Genomic DNA, 20,030 nt, shown 5'->3' with positions numbered 1-20,030 from the left:
GCGGGGCCACAGTCAAATCAGCACTTTCTAATCTTTTCATTATATTTCCTTATGATTCTGGCAACGCATTTTCCAGATTCACCGCAGGCATTTCGGCCAAGGAAGACAAACCAAAATGACGCAGGAATTCCGTCGTTGTTCCCCACAGCGCTGGTCGTCCCGGGCCGTCTCGATGCCCCTTGATTTCAATCCAGTCAAAGTCCTGTAGTTGTTGCAGAATGCCACTGCCCACAGCAACGCCGCGCCAATCTTCGATTTCGGGCCGCGTGATGGGCTGATGGTAGGCGATAATGGCCAGAGTCTCCAAAAGGACCTTGCGCAACGGGCGCGGCTTCTCCAGCTGCAGCTCTTGGAGAAGATACAGATACCGCGGATGCAGGCGCGCCTGCACCTGCCCTCCCTGCGCGATCAGCTGCAGAGGCCCCCAACCGGTCTCTACAAGTTGGACCAGCACTTCCCGCCATTGTGGATGGTCGTTGCCGAGCAAAGCATCCAAGTCTTTCTCGCTTATGCCCTCTGTACGCAAGAGCAGAATCGCCAGGAGGAGATCGCGCAGGGGATCTTCAGACATTCTCGTCCCCGGCGACGGCACTCAGCAGCCAAACCTCATCTTGCCAGAGCAAGCACAGTGCCTGTTGCCGCAAGAGCTCAAGAATGGCCAGTAGATTCAGTCCTACTTGTAAGCGATCTCGTTGCCGCGGCAGGATTTCATGAAAATGCAGCGGGCGGATGGCGCTACGACAGCATTGCAATACCTCGAGAATGCGTTGCCGCAGGTCGAAGGCGAAGTGCGGCGCTGGTGCGCGCGCCTGCCTGTGTCGGTGACGCTGCGCGATCTGTCGCAACAGCTCTGGCAGTCGGGATACGGCAAGCACGGGCGGTACGAGCGGCACCGGATCATGGGCAAGAGCGGTGGGAAGCAGAAAATCCAGGCCGGCCCGCGGTAGGGTCGTCAACGCCTCGGCTTCCGCCTGCACCTGGGCGAGCTTGGCCAGGCGCAGTGCGAGCTCGGCGCGCGGATCCTCAGCCTCCCCCTCCTCACTGGGCGGCAGGGGTAAGAGCATGCGTGCCTTGATCTCTGCCAGCCAGGCTGCCATCAACAGGTAATCTGCCGCCAATTCCAGCTGTCGCCGCCGAGCCTCCTCCAGGTAGCTAAGATACTGGCGGGTGACTTCCGCGACAGGAATGTCGCGAATATCCATCCGATTGCGGCGAATGAGCCATAAAAGCAGATCCAGCGGCCCGGAAAACTGGTCGAGAATGACCTCCAGGGCATCGGGCGGAATATACAGCCCCTCGGGGATGGGCATGACCTCCCCGGAGGCAACTCCCTGATCAGCCGGCATCCAGCCCCATGACTTCGCGGACGCGAATCAAGGTCTGCTCGGCGCGGGCTCGTGCCTTCTCGGCCCCATGCGCAGCAATTTCCCGCAGCCGCTCCGGCCGTGCCGCCCAGTCCTCGGCGCGTGCACGGATGGGCTCCTGCTCCTCCAACACCTTGTCCACCAGTACGCTCTTGCACTCCACGCAGCCAATGCCAGCACTGCGACAACCCTCTTGCACCCAGGCACGGGTGGTCTCATGGGAATAAATCTGGTGCAACGGCCAGACCGGGCAGCGCTCCGGGTCGCCGGGATCGTGGCGCCCCACCCGTGCCGGATCCGTGGGCATGGTGAGCAGTTTTTTGCGCACTGTTTCCGGCTCTTCGCGCAGGGCGATGGCGTTGCCATAAGATTTGCTCATCTTCCGCCCGTCCAATCCCGGCATTTTTGCCGCTTCCGTCAGTAGCGGTTGCGGTTCGCTGAGAATCGTCCGTCCCTTGCCTTCGAGATTGGCAAGCAGCAGGATGCGCGTTGCCTCGTTGATACTGGCAGCGCTGTCAAGGAGTTCGCGTGCCTGCGTGACCGCGCTGCCGTCACCATCCTGTTGAAAACGCTCCAGCAGACGCTGATATTGCTGCTTGCCTTTTTTGCCGAGGGCGCGCAGGCCTGCTGCGAGTGCCTCGCTATCCTCCTGGCTGCGGCCATAGAGGCTGTTGAAACGACGCGCCAGTTCGCGACAGATTTCCAGGTGCGCCACCTGATCGGCACCGACCGGCACCCAGGCAGCGTCATAGAGCAGGATATCGGCGCTCATCAAGGCCGGGTAGCCCAAAAATCCGAAGGTTGCCAGGTCGCGGTCGCGCAACTGCTCCTGCTGATCTTTGAAGGTGGGCACCCGCTCCAGCCAGGACAAAGGCGTCAGCATGCCCAGCAGGAGGGCCAACTCGGCATGCTGGGGTACCCAACTCTGCACAAAAAGCGTTGCCTTTTCCGGATCGAGCCCTACCGCCAGCCATTCGACCAGCAGATCCCAGGTCGACTGGCGAATACCCTCTGGATGCTCGTAATGGGTAGTGAGGGCATGCAGATCGGCGACAAAGAAAAAGCTCTCGTGCTGCTCCTGCAAACGCAGCCAGTTTTTCAAGACGCCATGGTAATGGCCGAGATGCAGGCGTCCCGTAGGACGCATGCCGGAAACGACCGTTGCGCTCATGCCAGCCCTCCCAGCCGAAAAAAGAATCCCTGAAACCAGGTAAAGGCGGGGCCCAGCACCGTCCATAGGATCCCGGTAAAGAGCAGCACAATCAGAATGATGAATCCATAAGGCTCGACCCGGCTTAGGGCATTGGATGCGTCGCGGGGCAAGAGGCCCACCGCCACCCGCCCGCCATCGAGGGGCGGAATGGGAATGAGATTGAACAGAATCAGTACCCCATTGATCAGGATGCCCGCCTGCCCCATCAACCGCATTGGCTCGGCAAAGTACGGTGCGGTAGCTGCCAACTGCACCCCCAGCCAGAGGACCATGGTCCAGAAGATTGCCATGATCAGATTGGCGGCAGGTCCGGCGATGGCAACCAACACCATATCGCGCTTGGGATCGCGCAGACCTGCGAAATTGACCGGCACTGGTTTGGCGTAGCCGAACAGGAAAGGTGAATGGAACAGCAGCAACATGGCGGGCAGCAGGATCGTGCCAAAGGGATCGATGTGCTTGAGCGGATTCAGGGTCAGGCGACCCATCAGCATGGCCGTGGGATCGCCGCGTTTCCAGGCCATCCAGCCATGGGCGACCTCGTGCACGGTAATCGCAAAGAGCACCGGAATCGCCCAGATACTGATCTGCCGAATAATATTTTCGATATCGTTCATGCGCCGACTATACCTCTTCTGCGATCGGATTTCCGGTATCGGCCAGTTCGATTCCCAAAGAATCCGGATCACCCAGGCCGCGGCGAAGAAGACGTGGCGGCCACTCACTCAGATCAATCACCGTAGAGCACTGGGTTTTGCCGTCCTCGGCGCGGAGCAGCACATCCACGCGATTACCGATCCGATCCGTGATTTCATGCACTTCGTGTAACGGCAGAGAATCACCGGGAAGCTGCAGAGTGGAGCTCATCAGCGGTTCTCCCAGCTCGCCAAGGAGCCCCTGTACCACCGGGGCATCCGGCACACGTACCCCAATGCTGCGCCGTCGCGGGTCTGCCAGGCGCCGCGGGACGTCGTGGGTTGCGGGCAAAATAAAGGTGAAGGGACCAGGTAAGACCCGCTTCAGGATGGCAAAGTTGCGATCGTCGAGCTTGGCGTATTCTGTTAGCTGCGAAATACTGGAAAATAGCAAGGACAGGTCGTGATGGACGTCGAGCTGACGGATCTGCCGCAGGCGCTCCTGCGCCGCCTTGGCGCTCATGCAACATCCCAGCGCGTAGCAAGTGTCGGTGGGATACACCAGAAGGCCACCGGCGCGGGCCTGCTCTGCCGCCTGTCGGAGAAGACGCGCTTGCGGGGTTTGCGGATGGACATCCAATATCAGGGTCAAAGAGTTCTCGATAGGCAAGGAGAAAACTGCGGCATGATAGACCAAGTACAACATTTGCTGCCAGCTCTTGCGGGAGGCAGCCGCATACTCCTGCTGATGAGTGGTGGAGTCGAGAGCAGTACACTCTTGCGCCTTCTGCAGCGCGCAGGCTATGCACCGGAACCGTTTTTTCTGGATTACGCGCAGCGCGCTGCGGCGCAGGAGTGGCGATCGGTGCTGGCGCAGTGCGGGCAGCTGGGGATCGCTGCCCGGAGCATACCTATGGGAGAATTGGGCGAGGCGCTTGGCGAACTTCGACCGCATCGCTTCCATGTGCCCATGCTCTATCGCAATCTGATCGCCATCAGCGTGGCGGCCAGCGCCGCGGGCGCCTTGGGAATTCCACACATCTGCATGGGGATCACTGCTGATGACGCCGCGGTGGACAGCGGATCACGCGCGGAAACATTGGCCCCGCTGCGGAACAGTCTGGCAGCGCTGGGACGTACTCTGTTGCTGCCACTGTCAGAATTGACCAAGGCGGAAGTCGTGGCATTGGGTCAGGACTTGGGCGTCGAGTGGAATTTATCGTACAGTTGTCTGCTTGGGAGGGCGCAGCATTGTGGCGTTTGCCCGCAGTGCCTGAAGCGACGGGAAGCATTCCGTCGCGCTGGCCTGCGGTCCGTAGACGTCCAGTACGCCCGCAATGAATGATTGACAGAACAGGAGAGCTGCCTCGAATGGCCAAGAACCCCCGCCATCCTCGCTGGTCTCTACAAGATATCCCCTTCGACCGCATAGAGTGCGCTGCCATCGCTGAGGAAAATGACTGGTTTTATCTTTTGGCTGGCGCTTCTTTTGTCGAGACCTTGTCGGACCTCTACGCTCGCAATCTGGCGGAATATTATGGAAGCAATTTGGAGGCGCAGTCGTGGCTCCGGGAGCAGTGGGAACAGGAAGAGGTGCAGCACGGCCGCGCCCTGCGCGCCTACGTTTTGGCAGTTTGGCCAGATTTCAATTGGGAGGCCGCCTACGCACGATTCGTGGCGGAATATGGCCCGCTCTGCCAGACCGAAAGTCTGGGACCTACCCCGGCACTGGAGATGGCGGCCCGTTGCGTGGTCGAGACCGGCACTGCCAGTTTTTATACGATGATTCAACAGGCAAGCCCGGAACCCGTATTACGTGAGCTTGCTGCTCGTATCCGCGCCGACGAGGTACAACACTATAAGTACTTTTATCGCTTCTTCCGGGAATACCAGACGCGGGAAAGAATTTCTCGCTGGCGAATTCTGCGCGGATTGTGGCAACGTGCCGCCGAGGCAGACCTCGAGGACAGCTTTTTGGCCATTCGTTGCGCCTTTGAACTGCGCAATCCAGGGCAGACTTTTACCCCAAACGACTTCCGCGCCTTTCGCAAACGTCTGAGCGTCTGGATTCGCCGTCACTATCCCTTTGAGATGGCAATCAAGATGCTGATGAAGCCGGTTGCCCTGCCACCGATGCTACAACGCCTGCTCCTTCCCTTGCTCATGCGCGGAGCCCGGCGCGCAGTTACCTGAGCCGTCTGGCATGACCTCAGAGAAGCTGTCGCAATCGCTGTTGCGGGTCTGCCTCGGCTTGCTGTTGGCATGCGGACTGCTTTCCTCCCTGGCGTCAGCTAGCCCAACGAGCGACTTCGCCGGTGATGCTAGTGTACTGCACCACATTCATGATTCCTTGAACGGCTCAGTCAGCCTCCAGCAACTGCGTCAATGGCAAAGACAGACGCAGGCTGTGGTTGCCTCCGCCAACGCCTGTACTCAGAGGCAGCAGGCATCACTCAACACCATTGAAAAATCTCTGCATATTCTAGGCCATCCAGTCGCAGGCGAGCCAGCTGAGCTCGGTCAATTGCGACAAAAGCTCGAAACCCAGCAGAAACAGGTCAACGGAAAACTCGCTGCGTGCAAGGTACTGTATGTCGGTGGGAATACCGTCCTCGGCGAACTGCACGCCAAGCAAACCCGTATCCATACCCGAGAACTGTTGCAGCGCGGTCCCGATTTTATTCAGCAAATTTCACAGATTGTCAGCACCCCCAAAAAAACATGGGAACAAGAAAGGGATTTTTGGATTCGTTGGAATGCTATCGCGATATTCAACGACCCCAATTTTCAGGGGGCCTGGGGAATCGGCATTGCTGTTTACCTGGTGGCGATGATTCTGCGCCGTAACTCCAGATCTGCAATTCGGGAGTTATATCCGCTGCTTGCCATTATCGCCTGGCTACTGGCAAGTGTTCTGCTCGGTGTTTTGCTGCCGATCACTGAGTTGGTGCTGACGACTTTATCCGCGTACATCCTCAGCACCTGGCTCGCCCGCTCCATGCTGCGCCATCTAGCCGAGATACCCAATCGTGCACAGCGAGAAGCCGTGTTATTGCGGGTATTGTGGCGTCCGTTGCGCTTCATCATCACCTTTGGCGTCTTCGTGGTGATGTACCAGTCCCTTGATCCGCAGGGAAGCAACATCATCGCCGAACACACGGCCCTGTTGACCGTAATCCATACAGCAATTCTCTCCAGCATCATCTGGATGCTATGGCGTGCTCGACGCTTCACCTTTCTCAAGAATTGGCGATGGCTGCAAGTCCTTCTTTTTGGTCTGGCCACGGTTCTGATCCTGCTCAATTTCATTGGCTTCTCTCAGCTTGCCAATTATCTCACCGATGGTTTCGTCACTACTTTGGTAGCCGTCATCGTTGCCCGAGTCGTCGCCTGGTTCATAGACGATATCTGGGGGGAAGACGACGACGAAGACAACGGTGCTCTGCCGCGTCTCCTTCGGCAACACCTGGGATTCACTACACAAGGCAGTTCGTGGTTGTACTGGCTACGAATTCTCATCCACGCCTCCCTCTGGATGTTGGTATTGGCTATCAGTTTGCTTGCCTGGGGCCTAACGCATAGTAGCTTCCACTACTTTTGGCAGTATTTCATTCAAGGTTTCAGCGTCGGGAACTTTCATATTCAGCCGTTTCGCTGGTTGATCGCGATCTTCTTGTTGATTGTTCTGTTTAATGTCAACCAATGGATACAGAGCCGGCTAGCCAGTGCGCGCGGTATTTTTCGCCATTTCGACATTGGCTCCCGTCATTCCGTCCTCGCTATTTTTCGCTATGTCGGCTTTATCATTGCCATTCTTCTATCGCTATCGACAGCGGGAGTGGCTTTGCATAACCTCGCCATCATTGCCGGTGCGCTGTCCGTCGGAATTGGTTTTGGTTTGCAGAATATCGTCAACAACTTCGTTTCGGGAATCATTCTACTGCTGGAACGTCCCATTCGCGTTGGTGACTGGGTCAGGGTGGGAACAACGGAAGGTTATGTACAGCGGCTCAGCATACGCTCTACGCTGATTCTGACCTTCGATCGCACGGAAGTTTTTGTACCGAATTCCGAGCTCATATCCGGTCAGGTCACCAATTGGACGTACAGTAATAACGTGCTGCGGCTCATGATTCCGTTACGAGTACGGCATGACTCGGATATTGACGAAGTGCGCGAAATTCTGGAAGAAGTTGGTCAAAATCACCCTGACGTTTTACAGGATGATCCGCGCGGTATTCCACCGACGGCATTACTGCTGGATGTAACCGAAAACTCTCTAGTGTTTTATCTGCGCGTGTACATCGGCGACTGCAACAACAGCTTTACCATTCAGACAGAACTACGTGCCCGAGCGGTTGAGGCGTTATATCGCCGCGGCATACGCCTTGCGCACCAGCAGCAGGATCTTTATTTTCCGGAGCGCGCTCCGGCCGCCGAGCACGATAGCTCGGCTCAGGTCTGACTACGTACCAGATTATCGCGGTGAATAGCAACGCGAAAATCATCAGAAACATCGCCCTCTTCGGCCAATTGCAGACGACAGTGTTGGAGCAGATGAAAATCCAGATTGATCAGACCGCGAGCAATCTCGCGCCCGCTTGGATCGAGACAACTGACGAGATCTCCCCGCCGAAATTCACCTTCCTGTCCTTTGATACCGAAAACTAGGAGGCTCGCACCCTCCGCTCGAACAGCATCGGATGCCCCAGCGTCAAGATATAACTTACCATGCACACGCAAGTGGTCAGACAGCCAGCGCTTACGCGCCGTCAGAACGGCTTTTCTGGCTTCGAGCAGGGTACCGACTGACTCTCCCGCGGCGATACGGAGTAACACTCGCTCCTCCAGACCGCCAGCGATGATCGTGGAGGTGCCTGAACGCGCCGCCCGTGCCGCTGCCTTCACCTTTGCCAACATCCCACCCGTACCTACCGAGGATCCACCGGAACCGGCCAAACGTTCTAGGCGCGCCTCACCTGCCTTGGCATGATGGATTAACTTTGCTTCGGGATGCGTGCGCGGATCCGCGTCAAACAGACCGGACTGATCCGTCAGCAAAACGAGCAAGTCTGCATCCCATAAATTAGCGACCAACGCTCCCAAGGTATCGTTGTCGCCCAGCTGTATGGCGCGATGCGAGATGGCGTCGTTTTCATTGACGATGGGTAATACGCCGTGATCGATCAAGGTGCGCAAAGTTTCGCGGGCATTCAGGTAGCGCGCACGATTGCGCAGCTCCTCATGCGTGAGTAGGACTTGGCCACAGTGCAAGGTAGGATGGTTTTCCCGCTGAATCTGGTGCAGGATTTTCTCGTAGCCATGCATGAGAATAGACTGACCGACGCTGGCAGCAGCCTGACGATCGGCAAGGCGTGTCGGTCGGCTTTCCCAGCCCATACGTCGAGCTCCAACGCCGACCGCTCCAGAAGACACCAATACGATCTGATACCCATCATGGATCAGCGCCTGTATCTGCAATAGCCAGTCGGAAACCCGGTCTTCTGCAAGCCTTCCCATGCCATTCATGAGCAGGCTGCTGCCGATTTTCACCACCCATTTTCTTCCTGCGGAAGGACGCTCCCGCTGGTTTTCGCTCACGGTGCGCCAACCCCGCGCTTACCCAGATTTCGCATGTAGACCCGAATCTCGTGATCAGAGACAGCACTATGCACTGCCCAGTAAAAAATCGCAAGGCTGAATGCGGCGATGATGGCCATTCCCTCGTAGAACCCGATCATACCAATCCCGCCCAGCGATTTAGGGCTAATCCAAGATACTCCCCATATACCAAGGAAATAAGGAATAATCCACCACATGTATTGCCAACCCATTTCGCGCAGAGGTTCTTTGCGGAAAACACCCCAGATAGCATAGAGCGCAAGCAGTACAAATAGTGTTCCAAAAATAAAATTGAGGGTATGCAATCCGGACCAGTAGACGATCCAGGTCCCCACAACAAAAGAGATCGGTGCGATTACTTTTGCTCCAGGAAGGGTGAAGGGCCGCTCGAGGTTTGGCATCGCCTTGCGTAGCTGCATCAACGCAATGGGACCGATGACATACGACAATACCGTCATGGAAGCGATATAACCAACCATTTTCTGCCAGGACGGAAAAGGTAGGAAGAAAATGGCCCCGACAATGTAGAGCAAAATCAGACTGGTCCAGGGCACGCCATGCCCGTTGATCTTGCCAAGAATCCTAGGGAACGCTCCACTTTCTGCCGTTGCCAGGGTGACACGGGCGGAAGTGGCGGTGTAAATCAATGCTGTCCCGGCTGGAGAGACAAAGGCGTCCACGTACAGAAGGACAGCGAGCCAGGAAATTCCAATGCTGGCGGCCAGCGCCGCAAATGGCCCATTGATGCCGGGAAAGTGCAAATGCTCCCAGCCACCATTGGCCAGATCTTCTGGTCGCACCGCAGCAATGAATGCCACTTGTACAAGGATATAGATGCCACCTGCGATCAGCACCGAAAGAATGGTCGCCAACGGCAGATCACGTTTGGGGTTTTCACTTTCACCCGCCAGATCGATGGCGTGGCGAAAGCCCAACAAAGAGAAAATGACGCCACCGGTTGCCACGGCAACAAACATTCCTTGAATATTGCTAGCAGAATTTCCCGCAGCGCTGTGAAAATTGCCCGAATGCCAGCCGAGAACAATAAAAGCAATTCCTGTGAGCGCTGGAATCGCTATCTTCCACCAGGTGGCACCGTTGTTGATCCGAAAAATCCAGCGTACTGAAAGAAAGTTCAGTGCCACGAAAAACGCCAAAGCGAGCAGTGCGTAGAAATATCCTTGACTGCTCAGCAAGCTACTATTGGGCTGCAAAAAATGAGGAAAATAATTATTTCCGTAGGTAAGCAACGCCGTCACTTCGATAGGAGCAATCGTCGCGTATGACAAAAACAAAATCCAGGTCCACATGTTACCGACGATCGGACCGTTGCCAATATTCGCCAGATGAACTACCGCGCCGGCTTTGGGAATTAGCGGTGCAAGTTCGGCGAAAACCACAGCAAGCAAAAGAATGGCGACCATGCCGATCACCCACGAACCTATCGCATAAGGACCAGCCATTTTGGCCGTATATAGCGGACCGAATAGCCAGCCAGAACCAATTGAAGCACCAACGCAGGCAAGGATTAGACCCTGCAATTTTCCTTCCCGCCGTAAACCCCTCTTATCATCCCGCAGTGGTTGATCTTTCAAAGTGATTCTCCCTTTTTTGATGATAATCTAATTTTACCTTGCCATAAAAATAAATGTGTGTCAAATCTCGAAAATGCTTTCACGAAGTTTTTCTTATTTTGCAAATTGAAATCAGGATAGCTACTATACTTTAATTAATGTATTTGGATTTTGTGATCATCCGAATAACATGAGATATTTATCGTGTGATGGGACTATCACTACTGGAGGATCCTCATTTTCCCTTCGGACGTCCAGGTACAATATTTGCTGGACGAATTGTATACCGCTGCAGTGATTCATAAGGAATGCCAATGCTTGACCGCTCGAATGATAGAATTGCGCCAAATGAAGATCTCAATTGCCAGAGCGTCGCGCGCAAGATCTCTTTGCCCTTGGCAGTGCGCCCAGAACAAGACTGCGTCACGGCCGCGCAGCGCTATCTCGAAGATCTCTCCTGGGATGCCGTCGTAGAACGCTCTGCACCTTGGATCCAGGGCGCACGCGAGTCGCAACGCCACAATTTCTTGGGTATGGAAGCCCTGTTGGCAGAATATCCACTGGATAGCGCGAGCGGAACTGCTCTCATGCGACTGTCCGAGGCCTTGCTGCGCGTCCCAGACCGCGCCACTGCAGGCGTTCTTGCCGCAGATCAGCTACGGCGCGGATTCTCCGAGCAAGATGGGCGCCAAGACAACACTCGCTCCCTCATTACACCGATGTTGCGCATGGCAGCCCAGTGGCTTCCGGACCCCACGCAGGGCTCCTCGCCAAAGCAGACGCTGCGCGCCCGCAGCATCCTGCATGCCGCTACCCAGGCAGTGCGTTTTATCGGCCATCAGTTCATTTTGGGAGAAACCATTGAACAGGCACAGAAACGAGCTGCAAATCAGCGTCGCTTGTCTGATAACTGGCGATTTTCTTTTGATATGCTGGGGGAGGGTGCGCGCTGTCAGGAGGACGCTGAACGATACTACCAAGCCTACCAAAATGTCCTGGGCCAGTTGCGGCTGCAAGAGCACAAAGGAGGGCCGATAGAACGGGATGGTCTCTCTATCAAGCTCTCCGCCCTCGAGCCACGCCTCGAAGCAGTGCAGTTGGAGATTCTTCTCCCGCGCTTACTCCCCAAGTTGGTGCAGTTGGCAAAAATGGCTGCGGGGGCGCGGGTAGGTTTAACCATCGATGCGGAGGAATGCGAGCGCTTAGAGCTGACCCTGCAGATCCTGGAGACACTCCTTGGAGCAATTGCGGATGATGCCGACTGCGCGGATTGGACTGGATTGGGTATTGCAATCCAAGCCTATCAGACACGTGCTTTGGATACCGTCGACGCAGCAATTTCTCTGGCACAACAATTTCAGCGTCCACTGATGTTGCGCTTGGTAAAGGGGGCCTATTGGGATAGCGAAATCAAACGCGCCCAAGAACTAGGCTTGACAGGATATCCCGTATACACCCGCAAACGTCATACGGACTTATCCTACCTCGCTTGCGCGCGAAAAATGTTGGCGGCGGCTTCTGAAGGACATATTTTCGCACAGTTTGCCACGCACAATGCGACGACAATTGCCGCGATTCTTCTCATGGCGGAAGGATTGCCACAAGGCGTTTTTGAGCTGCAGAAGTTACATGGAATGGGAGATGCCATCTATGCAGAAGTACTGGCATCAGAGTCTCTTCCCGTGCGGGTCTATGCGCCAGTGGGCATACATCGCGATCTGCTTGCCTATCTGGTCCGGCGGCTTTTGGAAAACGGTGCCAACAGTTCTTTCGTGCACCAATTGGCGCAAAAGCGCGTTCCTCTTTCAGCGCTTCTCGCCAACCCCTTTTTGGGGGACAGCGACTCGCCCCTACCCTTACCCGCGGAAATATATGGTGAGATCGCCGGCGCGCAGCGTCCCAATCCCATAGGGGTAGACGTATCAGAAGAAAGTCAGCGCTCTGCCCTGATGCAGGCCTGGCGGCACGAGCTGCCACCGCAAAAAACGCGCAAGGAAGACCCATGCGATACCATTCCCGAGCGTATGCGCAAACTGCAAGAGGCGCAGCAACGATGGAATTCCTTGCCCCTCGCGGAGCGTTGCGCCTGCCTGCTGCGCGCCGCGGATTTGCTGGAGGCACAGCGTGATTCCTTCACCGCTCTGGTAGTCTGGGAAGGGCACAAAAGCTGGGTCGATGCCATCGCCGAGGTGCGCGAGACCATCGACTATTGCCGCTATTACGGTCTATTGGCGCAAGAGCAATTGGCTGATCGTCGTCTGCCGGGACCCACTGGCGAGTCCAATGGTCTGCGCATGGAAGGTCGTGGCAGCATGGTATGCATCAGCCCCTGGAACTTTCCTCTCGCCATCTTCGCCGGACAGCTGCTTGCTGCCATCGTTTGCGGTAACAGCGTGGCGGTCAAACCCGCTGAACAGACGCCGGCAATTGCGGAGGCGTTTGTAGCCTTGCTCCAACGCGCCGGTGTCCCCACAGGTGTGGTCGATTTGTTTCACGGCCCGGGGCGCAGCCTTGGCGCCGAATTGGTACGCGCTACAGGAGTAGCTGGCGTGCTTTTTACCGGCTCTACCGGCGTGGCAAAGCAGATTCAGAGAAGTCTGGCCGCAAGCGAAAGTCCGATCGTACCCTTGGTTGCTGAAACCGGCGGTCTCAACGCTATGATCGTTGACTCCACTGCTCTCCCAGAACAGGTAGTGGATCATGTGCTGCTGAGCGCCTTTCGCAGTGCCGGACAGCGTTGTTCTGCCCTGCGTCTGCTTTTTGTGCAAGATGATATCGCCGATGGGCTCGTACAGATGCTTGCCGGCGCAATGGCACTCTTACAGATTGGCCCACCCGAGGATTTTGCCAGCGATGTGGGTCCCGTCATCGACGTCACTGCCCAAAAACGAATCCTTGCGCAAATCCAAAGATTGGAATTACAGAGGGGAAAGTTACTGGCGCGTAGTCCCTGGCCCTCTTCGGCAAACATCACCGGCAATGGTAGCGCCGCCATCATGCGGGATAGTCTGGGGCGAGTACTGCATTTTATCGCACCCAGCCTCTATATCGTAACTCCAGACCAGATCCTGGCGGAAGAAATCTTTGGACCAATCCTGCAGGTGGTGCGTTGGTCGGGTTCCTGGGAGGACGTCGTAGAACAGATCAATACCTTTGGCTATGGTCTGACCTTGGGCATCCAGACGCGAATTGACCGTCGCGCAGAAGGCATCAGCCGCCTCGCCCGCATCGGAAATATCTACGTAAATCGTGGCATGACGGGTGCCGTGGTCGGCGTGCAACCCTTTGGTGGAGCGGGACTTTCCGGTACTGGCCCGAAAGCGGGAGGACCACACTTTCTGGCGCGTTTGTGCCAGGAAAAAAGCATCAGCATCAATACGGCAGCAGCGGGAGGAAATGCAAGCCTGCTCAGTCAATCCAAGTGGTAAGGCCTGGCCTGTATGACAGAAGATTTTGCCGCTTTGATACATAGCATACTGTAATGTTTGCGATCTGCATTTTACCATGTTAGGGTGAAAATGAAGCCGCATGATAGGAGATCCGCTCATGACACACAAAAAAGCCACCCTGCATCGCGAATTGACGTTAATCGACCTTCTCATCATTGGTATTGGTGGAGCAGTGGGTACTGGCGTCTTATTTGGTAGTGCAGGTATGGCAGCAATTGCTGGGCCGGGAGTTATTTTTGCCTGGCTGATTGGTGGGCTCATGTACCTCACGGTTGGTCTCACCTACATAGATCTCAATCGTTTGTATCCAGAGGAAGGCGGGCCGTCACGCTATAGTTTATATACCTTTGGATCGATCACCAACATGATCAATGCGTTTTGCGATATACTTTGGTATCTTTTCATTCCTCCCATCGAGGCCCTGGGGGTAGTCGAAGGACTTAATTTCTTCTACCCACACTTCATCAATTCCTCGGGAAATCCAACCATGCTCGGCGCCATCCTTGGCGTTGTATTCATGCTGTTATTTTTTCCTTTCAACTATTTTGGCGTCAAGGCGTTTTCCAAGAACACCAACTGGTTTGGCGGAATTAAGCTGCTACTCTACCTAGCCGTCGCCTTGGGCTTCCTCTCCGTTGGTCACTTTGTCAACTTCACTGCACACGGTGGACTGGCTCCCTTTGGGATTTCCGGAATTTTTCTCGCTATCCCGCTAGGTATGTTTGCTTTCGGCAGTCTGCGCGTGATTCCGGATTACTCGGAGGAAGTCAAAGATACAAAGGTGATATCAAAAGCGATATTGCTCTCCTTACTTGGTCAGACTCTGTTGTATATTCTGTTTGGTGCGGCGCTTGTTGCGGGACTGAACTGGCATGACGTCAAAATTACGGCTGGACATTGGGCAGGTTTGACCTCCATTCCAGGAAATCCATTTCTTTTCATGGCGGGGCACTCCAATCTTTCTTGGCTAGTGGCCATAGTCGTCATTATCGCGATTATCGGTCCCTTCGTTACAGGATATATCTATCAGGGTGGAGCCAGTCGTATCCTGTTTGCCATGGGAAGATCGAAAATCCTCAGCAAGAAAATGACGGAGCTCAGCAAGTCTCATGGGATTCCCGTGCAGTCCTTGGTTGTCACCACAGTGGTCGGCGTTCTGATTGCTTTCATCGCCGCACCGGCACCCTCTATCTACGCCTTATTGGGAGATGCTGTTGTTGCAGGTTATCTGGGTTTTGCCGTCAATCCTCCGATCATGATTGCGCTGCGCAAAGATGGGACTCAGGGATATTTTCGTTCGCCCACTGTGGTCAATATCATCGCCGCATTAGCCATGGCTTCGGCATCGCTCATTGTGTACTGGAGTGGATGGCCTTCCGTTCCGTATGCTGCCATTTTGGTACTTTTGTTGTCGATCATTTTCGGTTTCTCGGGACGCGCCAACACCCATTTCGTCAATTCGATCTGGTATATTTCTTATATTATTTTTCTCTCCTTCATGACGTACATCGGCAGCGAAGGCGCACTGCATCTCCTAAACTTCACTTGGGGTAGCATTATTGTAATTCTGGTAACGGTATTTATCTTTCTACCTTGGGCAGTTGCGTCCCGCCTGAGCGTGGAAGAACAGCCCAAGTTTGTTGCACCCATCGCCTGAAGATCTAAAGAGGTCTGATAGTAGAATCACCCGTGTCTTCCAGGGCACGGGTTTTTTATTGAAAATCCTGTGAGACCGCACGCAGATCAGAAAGGCGCGTAGAATAATCCTGTATTTCTTCGACAATGATGTTATGAACATAGGGGCCGTTCTTTTCGAGACGCCCCAGCACCCCCAGGAGTTTGCCGTGCAACACCGGGCGCCGCCACTCCTCCACCCGCTGTGGCCAGACGATAAGATTGGCACTGCCCGACTCATCGACAATGGTCAGGAACACCGTACCGTGCGCAGTGCTGGGGCGCTGGCGATGGGTCACCAAGCCGGCGACGCGCACCTTTGTACCCGAAGGCCGGCGCAGAGACTGCACAATGCTACGGTAACCTTCCCGTTCCAACTGTGGCCGTAAAAAAGACAACGGATGGGGACCCAGGCTCAAGCCCAACTGTTGATAATCGTCGCGACAAAGACTTTGCGCAGATGGTGGCGGCAGCGTAGAAGGTTGTTTGGAAGCTACGGGTAGCGCTAGCGCCGTATTCTTGCATAGCGCCAGGATTTGCCACAGTGCCTCACGCCGATGTCCGAGCAAGGCATCGAAGGCGCCAGCACGTGCCAGCTTTTCCAAGCTTTGCCGTCCAACTCCGGCGTCCTGCAATAAGGTCTCAGGATCAAGATTGCCATCTGCCTCACGCCAGGCAAGGCAGCGCTCGATATCGCTACGCAGCAGTCCCTTGACTTGATGTAACCCCAGACGCACGCGCCGGCCGCGGGCCCGGGTTTCCCAATGACTGCGACGGATATCCACAGGCAATACCTGCACACCCTGACGCTTTGCTTCTTCGACGATCTGTGCCGGCGCATAAAAACCCATCGGCTGGCTGTTGAGCAGAGCAGCCGTGAATACCGCCGGATGGTGGCATTTGATCCATGCCGAGGCATAAACCAGTAGCGCAAAGCTTGCGGCATGGGATTCGGGAAAGCCATATTCGGCAAAGCCACGAATCTGCTCACAGAGTTGCTGGGCAAAATCTTCTGCATAGCCGCGGGCCGCCAGACCCTCCAAGAGACGTTGCTGATATGGTCCCAGATTCCCCTTGCGCCGCCAGGCAGCCATGGCGCGGCGCAGACCATCGGCCGCATCGCCATCAAAGCCGGCCGCTTCCATGGCGATCTGCATCACCTGCTCTTGAAAGATCGGTACCCCCAGGGTGCGCTCCAGAACCTTCTGGACTTCGGGGCCGGGATACGATACTGCCTCCTGACCCGCCCGACGACGCAGATAGGGATGTACCATGCCCCCTTGAATGGGACCGGGACGGATAATGGCCACTTCAATCACCAGATCGTAAAAGCAGTGGGGCTTCAATCGCGGCAGCATCCCCATCTGCGCCCGCGATTCTACCTGAAAGACCCCCAGGCTCTCGCCGCGCTGCAGCATGGCATAGACCTGCGGATCTTCTGCGGGAAGGTCGGCGAGCCGCATGTGCAAATCCGCCAAGGCGCGACGCAACACAGTCAGCATTCCCAAAGCAAGCAGATCCACCTTCAAGATACCGAGCAGATCCAGATCGTTTTTATCCCACTGCAATACCGTACGTTCCGACATCCGGGCTGGCTCGATGGGGACCAGGGCATCGAGCGGCGTCTCGGAAAGGACCATCCCTCCCACATGCTGCGAAAGATGGCGCGGCATCCCTACCAAGGCATTGACGACAATGATGAGGCGTTGCACGGCGGAATGTTGCGGGTCGAAGCCGGCCTCTTGCAGACGTTCGGGAAGCACCCGGCGACCATCCCACCACGCCAATTGCTGACAAAGTTGATCCTGCTCGCTGGCGGAGAAAGCCAGGGCACGCGCCGCATCCCGCATGGCGCTGCGCGGGCGATAATGGATGATACTGGCAGTCAAGGCGGCGTGGCGGCGACCGTAGCGACGAAAGACATATTGGATGACCTCTTCCCGCCGCTCGTGCTCAAAGTCGATATCGATATCCGGTGGCTCTCCCCGTTCGCGGGATAAAAACCGGGAAAAGAGCAGATGTGCACGTGCCGGATCCACCTCGGTGATGCCTAGGACATAGCAAAGTACGGAATTGGCTGCCGAGCCGCGTCCCTGGCAGAGAATGTCGCGCTCCCTGGCGAAACTGACAATCTCGTATACCGTCAGAAAGTAATTGGCGTAGCCCAGCTCGGCGACGATGCGCAATTCTTCCTGCAATTGCTGCCGGACCGCCTCTGGCGCGCCATGGGGATAGCGTCGCAGCAGACCTTTTTCGGCTTCTTGTTGCAGATATTCCTGTGGGCTTTGGGAAGCCGGGCAGGACCCTTGCGGATAGTGGTAGCGTAGTTCCTGCAGAGAAAATCGACAGCGCTGAGCAATATGGACGCTTTCTGCCAGCAGTTCTGCTGGATAGAGCTGCGCCAGTTGCTGGCGTGTGCGCAAGTGCTGCTCGCCATTACTGGGCAGATCCCAGCCTACCGCAGAGACCGGCTTGCGCAAACGGATGGCCGTAAGGACATCCAATAAAAAGCGCTCGGAACGCCGCGCCATGCGCACGCCAGTACAGGCGACCGCGGGAAGCTGGAAGTGCTGCTGCCAGTGGCGCAGAGCCGTCAGCTGCCGTTGTTGATCGCCGCGATAACGTAAGGAAAGTCCAAGCCACAGCCGCGCGCCACCCCAGGCAGCACGTAGCTCCGTTACCAGGTGATCTGCTGCGGGCGCGTTGCGATACTCCGGCAGGAGAATCGCCAAGAGTCCAGACAAAGGTAGCAGATCAGCAAGGAAGATGCGGTATCCTCCTTTCTCCGCCCGGCTGCGGGCAAGGCTGATCAACTGCGCCAACGCCGCATAGCCTGCCCGGTCCTCTACCAGCAAGACGAGACGCAATCCCTCTTCCAGTTGCAGGGTACAACCAATCAGCAAAGGAAAGGCGATTGTCTGGGCATGCACATGGGCGCGCGGCGCGCTATACAAAGAGCATTCTTCGGTAATGGCGAGTGCCGCATAGCCCAGTGCCTTTGCGCGATCGAGCAGATCTTCGACATTTGCCGTTGCCTGCTGAAAACTCAGATTACTTAGGCAATAGAGCTCAGCGTAGGCAGGATCAGGCAAAGTATCCATGCAGAAAATATCTGGCAGAGCGGCGATCGCGGAAAACCCAGCACTCCGCCCCATCGCTCCGTCGCCAACGGAAATAATCCCGACTGACGTCGTGACCATCCCACCAACCACCCTCAATCCGCTCCAGTTCGCTAGTTTCTGGCTCATGCAGCACAGAAACCGGGATGGGCTCAGGTAACAACCACAGAGGACGTGGGCGAAGATCGGGAAGAGCCGTGTTCGTCTCTGACTCTTCCGGCACGACGGAATGCCACGCGTATTCCGGACGATGATCCGCACGGGGCTGTACACGATAAATGCTATCCACCCCCAGGCGGGCACGCCAACGATCCAGCAATTGTCCTTGCTCCCGCAGCAGATTCTGCTCCCAGAACGCGCCCTGCTCTCCTGCCCAGTTCTCCGTATCCATGGCACGCAGCTGCAGGTGCCGAGCCGCAAAACCCCAAGGATGTCGTTGCAGACGCTCTTGCCAAAGCTGCAGAAAGAGCTCCGCACTGGTCAGAGGATCACGACTGTGCAACAACTGACGATATTGTGCATCCCGCCCCTGCAAGAGGAGCTCCCAGCGCGTGCTGGCCCGATGACGCAAGCGTAGCCGCAATTCCTGAAAGGCGCGCCGCAGGGGAAAGCGTAAGCCTTGCCAATCAGAGACTTCCTGCAGCAGAGGAAAGGCGACTACAAATTCTTCCTGCAGGGGCCAAGGGCTACGCGGATCTGCTCTTATTCCGCGCAAACGGTCCAAAAAGCGCTCCCATTCCGGCCCAAAACGCAGCGCCCGTTCCCGCCGATCGAGGCGCAGCCAATCGCCGCAACTGTAAAGACCCAGACTTTCCCAGCGGGCGTGCAGCGTGTCGTTTGCGGGGAGAAGTTTCAAGGGGATCTCCTGCCAGCACTCTGTAAAAGAGCGGTCTGCAGGCCCGTGGCACAATTCCCCATCCTTTCCCTGCCAGGCAAACAGTGCTGCAGCCAGGGAGGTGGGTGCCAGGCCCAAACGAATCCGCAAGCGTTCTCCAGCAAATTCACGAATGGCCTGGAGCAGCGCTTGAGGCCTTGCCCGCCAACGCGAGTTGCCTTGCAGCTCTACGGCCAATGCGTGCGGCCATTCCTGCAGGGCTACTACCTGCGGTCCCCAGGCATATAGCAGTTGCGCGCAACGGTCGAGAAGATTGAACTCGCGCTCTGCATCCCGCTGCATAACCTGCAGTTGCGGGGCCAGAGCACGCGCCTGCGCAGCACTCATGCCGATCTGAATACCCTGCTTTGCTGCCCCAGCATCCATCTGCCAGACCCGCTGCCGGGTATCGGCGATCCAGACACCAGGCAGAGTGCCGTCAAGATTCCACAACTCCGCAGCCAGGGCGGGAAAAATCACCGCAAGCCACTGCTCTGCCATGAGGC

14 protein-coding genes are annotated in these 20,030 nt (G+C 56.3%); 5 read left to right on the top strand and 9 right to left on the bottom strand.

All coding sequences use genetic code 11. The annotated features are described in order from the left end of the window. Window positions 1-49: 49 nt before the first annotated feature. From scpB to ACQAYK_RS06315, 5 genes are read right to left on the bottom strand one after another with little or no spacing between them, the layout of a single operon-like run. Complete coding sequence (gene scpB / locus ACQAYK_RS06335) at window positions 50-571, bottom strand: SMC-Scp complex subunit ScpB (protein ID WP_226826878.1); 522 nt, start codon at window positions 569-571, stop codon at window positions 50-52. After that, a complete protein-coding gene (locus ACQAYK_RS06330; protein ID WP_215873255.1) occupies window positions 564-1,346 on the bottom strand; it encodes a segregation and condensation protein A in 783 nt (260 codons plus the stop codon). Before ACQAYK_RS06330 ends, scpB begins: the two co-directional genes overlap by 8 nt. Next, window positions 1,336-2,535 carry a tryptophan--tRNA ligase gene (locus tag ACQAYK_RS06325; protein ID WP_215873256.1) on the bottom strand — a complete coding sequence of 400 codons (1,200 nt, stop codon included), beginning with the start codon at window positions 2,533-2,535 and terminating at the stop codon, window positions 1,336-1,338. Before ACQAYK_RS06325 ends, ACQAYK_RS06330 begins: the two co-directional genes overlap by 11 nt. Beyond that, the gene (locus tag ACQAYK_RS06320; protein ID WP_215873257.1) at window positions 2,532-3,194 is read right to left on the bottom strand and encodes a site-2 protease family protein; all 663 of its coding nucleotides are present in this window, start codon (window positions 3,192-3,194) and stop codon (window positions 2,532-2,534) included. Before ACQAYK_RS06320 ends, ACQAYK_RS06325 begins: the two co-directional genes overlap by 4 nt. 7 nt (window positions 3,195-3,201) lie before the next feature. After that, window positions 3,202-3,918 (bottom strand): L-threonylcarbamoyladenylate synthase, encoded by a 717-nt coding sequence (locus tag ACQAYK_RS06315; protein WP_226826876.1) that lies wholly within the window; start codon window positions 3,916-3,918, stop codon window positions 3,202-3,204. On the opposite strand from ACQAYK_RS06315, the gene ACQAYK_RS06310 reads away from it, so the two are divergent. From ACQAYK_RS06310 to ACQAYK_RS06300, 3 genes are read left to right on the top strand one after another with little or no spacing between them, the layout of a single operon-like run. Beyond that, window positions 3,898-4,557, top strand: coding sequence for a 7-cyano-7-deazaguanine synthase (locus ACQAYK_RS06310; protein WP_215873258.1), 660 nt, complete (start codon window positions 3,898-3,900; stop codon window positions 4,555-4,557). The genes ACQAYK_RS06315 and ACQAYK_RS06310 overlap by 21 nt on opposite strands. Before the next feature lie 26 nt (window positions 4,558-4,583). Then, window positions 4,584-5,405 carry a ferritin-like domain-containing protein gene (locus ACQAYK_RS06305; protein ID WP_215873259.1) on the top strand — a complete coding sequence of 274 codons (822 nt, stop codon included), beginning with the start codon at window positions 4,584-4,586 and terminating at the stop codon, window positions 5,403-5,405. Window positions 5,406-5,415: 10 nt separating this feature from the next. After that, window positions 5,416-7,677, top strand: a complete 2,262-nt coding sequence (locus ACQAYK_RS06300) for a mechanosensitive ion channel family protein (protein ID WP_226826874.1) — start codon at window positions 5,416-5,418, stop codon at window positions 7,675-7,677. Here the strand turns inward: ACQAYK_RS06300 and proB are convergent. Beyond that, window positions 7,668-8,813 (bottom strand): glutamate 5-kinase, encoded by a 1,146-nt coding sequence (gene proB / locus ACQAYK_RS06295; RefSeq protein WP_255790268.1) that lies wholly within the window; start codon window positions 8,811-8,813, stop codon window positions 7,668-7,670. The two genes, ACQAYK_RS06300 and proB, sit on opposite strands and share 10 nt — an antisense overlap. Then, entirely contained in the window at window positions 8,810-10,429 is a 1,620-nt protein-coding gene (locus tag ACQAYK_RS06290) for an APC family permease (protein WP_215873260.1), read from the bottom strand. Before ACQAYK_RS06290 ends, proB begins: the two co-directional genes overlap by 4 nt. Before the next feature lie 293 nt (window positions 10,430-10,722). Here ACQAYK_RS06290 and ACQAYK_RS06285 point away from each other — a divergent pair, with 293 nt between their 5' ends. Both ACQAYK_RS06285 and ACQAYK_RS06280 read left to right on the top strand, forming a co-directional pair. Next, complete coding sequence (locus tag ACQAYK_RS06285; RefSeq protein WP_215873261.1) at window positions 10,723-13,836, top strand: L-glutamate gamma-semialdehyde dehydrogenase; 3,114 nt, start codon at window positions 10,723-10,725, stop codon at window positions 13,834-13,836. 118 nt (window positions 13,837-13,954) lie between these two features. After that, window positions 13,955-15,514 (top strand): APC family permease, encoded by a 1,560-nt coding sequence (locus tag ACQAYK_RS06280; RefSeq protein WP_215873262.1) that lies wholly within the window; start codon window positions 13,955-13,957, stop codon window positions 15,512-15,514. A 55-nt stretch (window positions 15,515-15,569) separates the two neighbouring features. On the opposite strand, the gene ACQAYK_RS06275 is transcribed toward ACQAYK_RS06280, so the two are convergent. Together ACQAYK_RS06275 and ACQAYK_RS06270 are read right to left on the bottom strand one after the other, a co-directional pair. Next, window positions 15,570-18,632 (bottom strand): error-prone DNA polymerase, encoded by a 3,063-nt coding sequence (locus ACQAYK_RS06275; protein ID WP_215873263.1) that lies wholly within the window; start codon window positions 18,630-18,632, stop codon window positions 15,570-15,572. Continuing rightward, entirely contained in the window at window positions 18,616-20,025 is a 1,410-nt protein-coding gene (locus ACQAYK_RS06270) for a Y-family DNA polymerase (protein ID WP_215873264.1), read from the bottom strand. The genes ACQAYK_RS06275 and ACQAYK_RS06270 overlap by 17 nt, the downstream gene beginning before the upstream one ends. Between the last annotated feature and the right edge of the window lie 5 nt (window positions 20,026-20,030).

Origin of the sequence: Acidithiobacillus sp. AC3, assembly GCF_050261095.1 — a bacterium.
In the GTDB taxonomy this organism is placed as follows: domain Bacteria; phylum Pseudomonadota; class Gammaproteobacteria; order Acidithiobacillales; family Acidithiobacillaceae; genus Igneacidithiobacillus; species Igneacidithiobacillus copahuensis.
The sequence above is the reverse complement of the archived record's forward strand: the minus strand, read 5'-3'. Positions and strand labels throughout refer to the sequence as shown.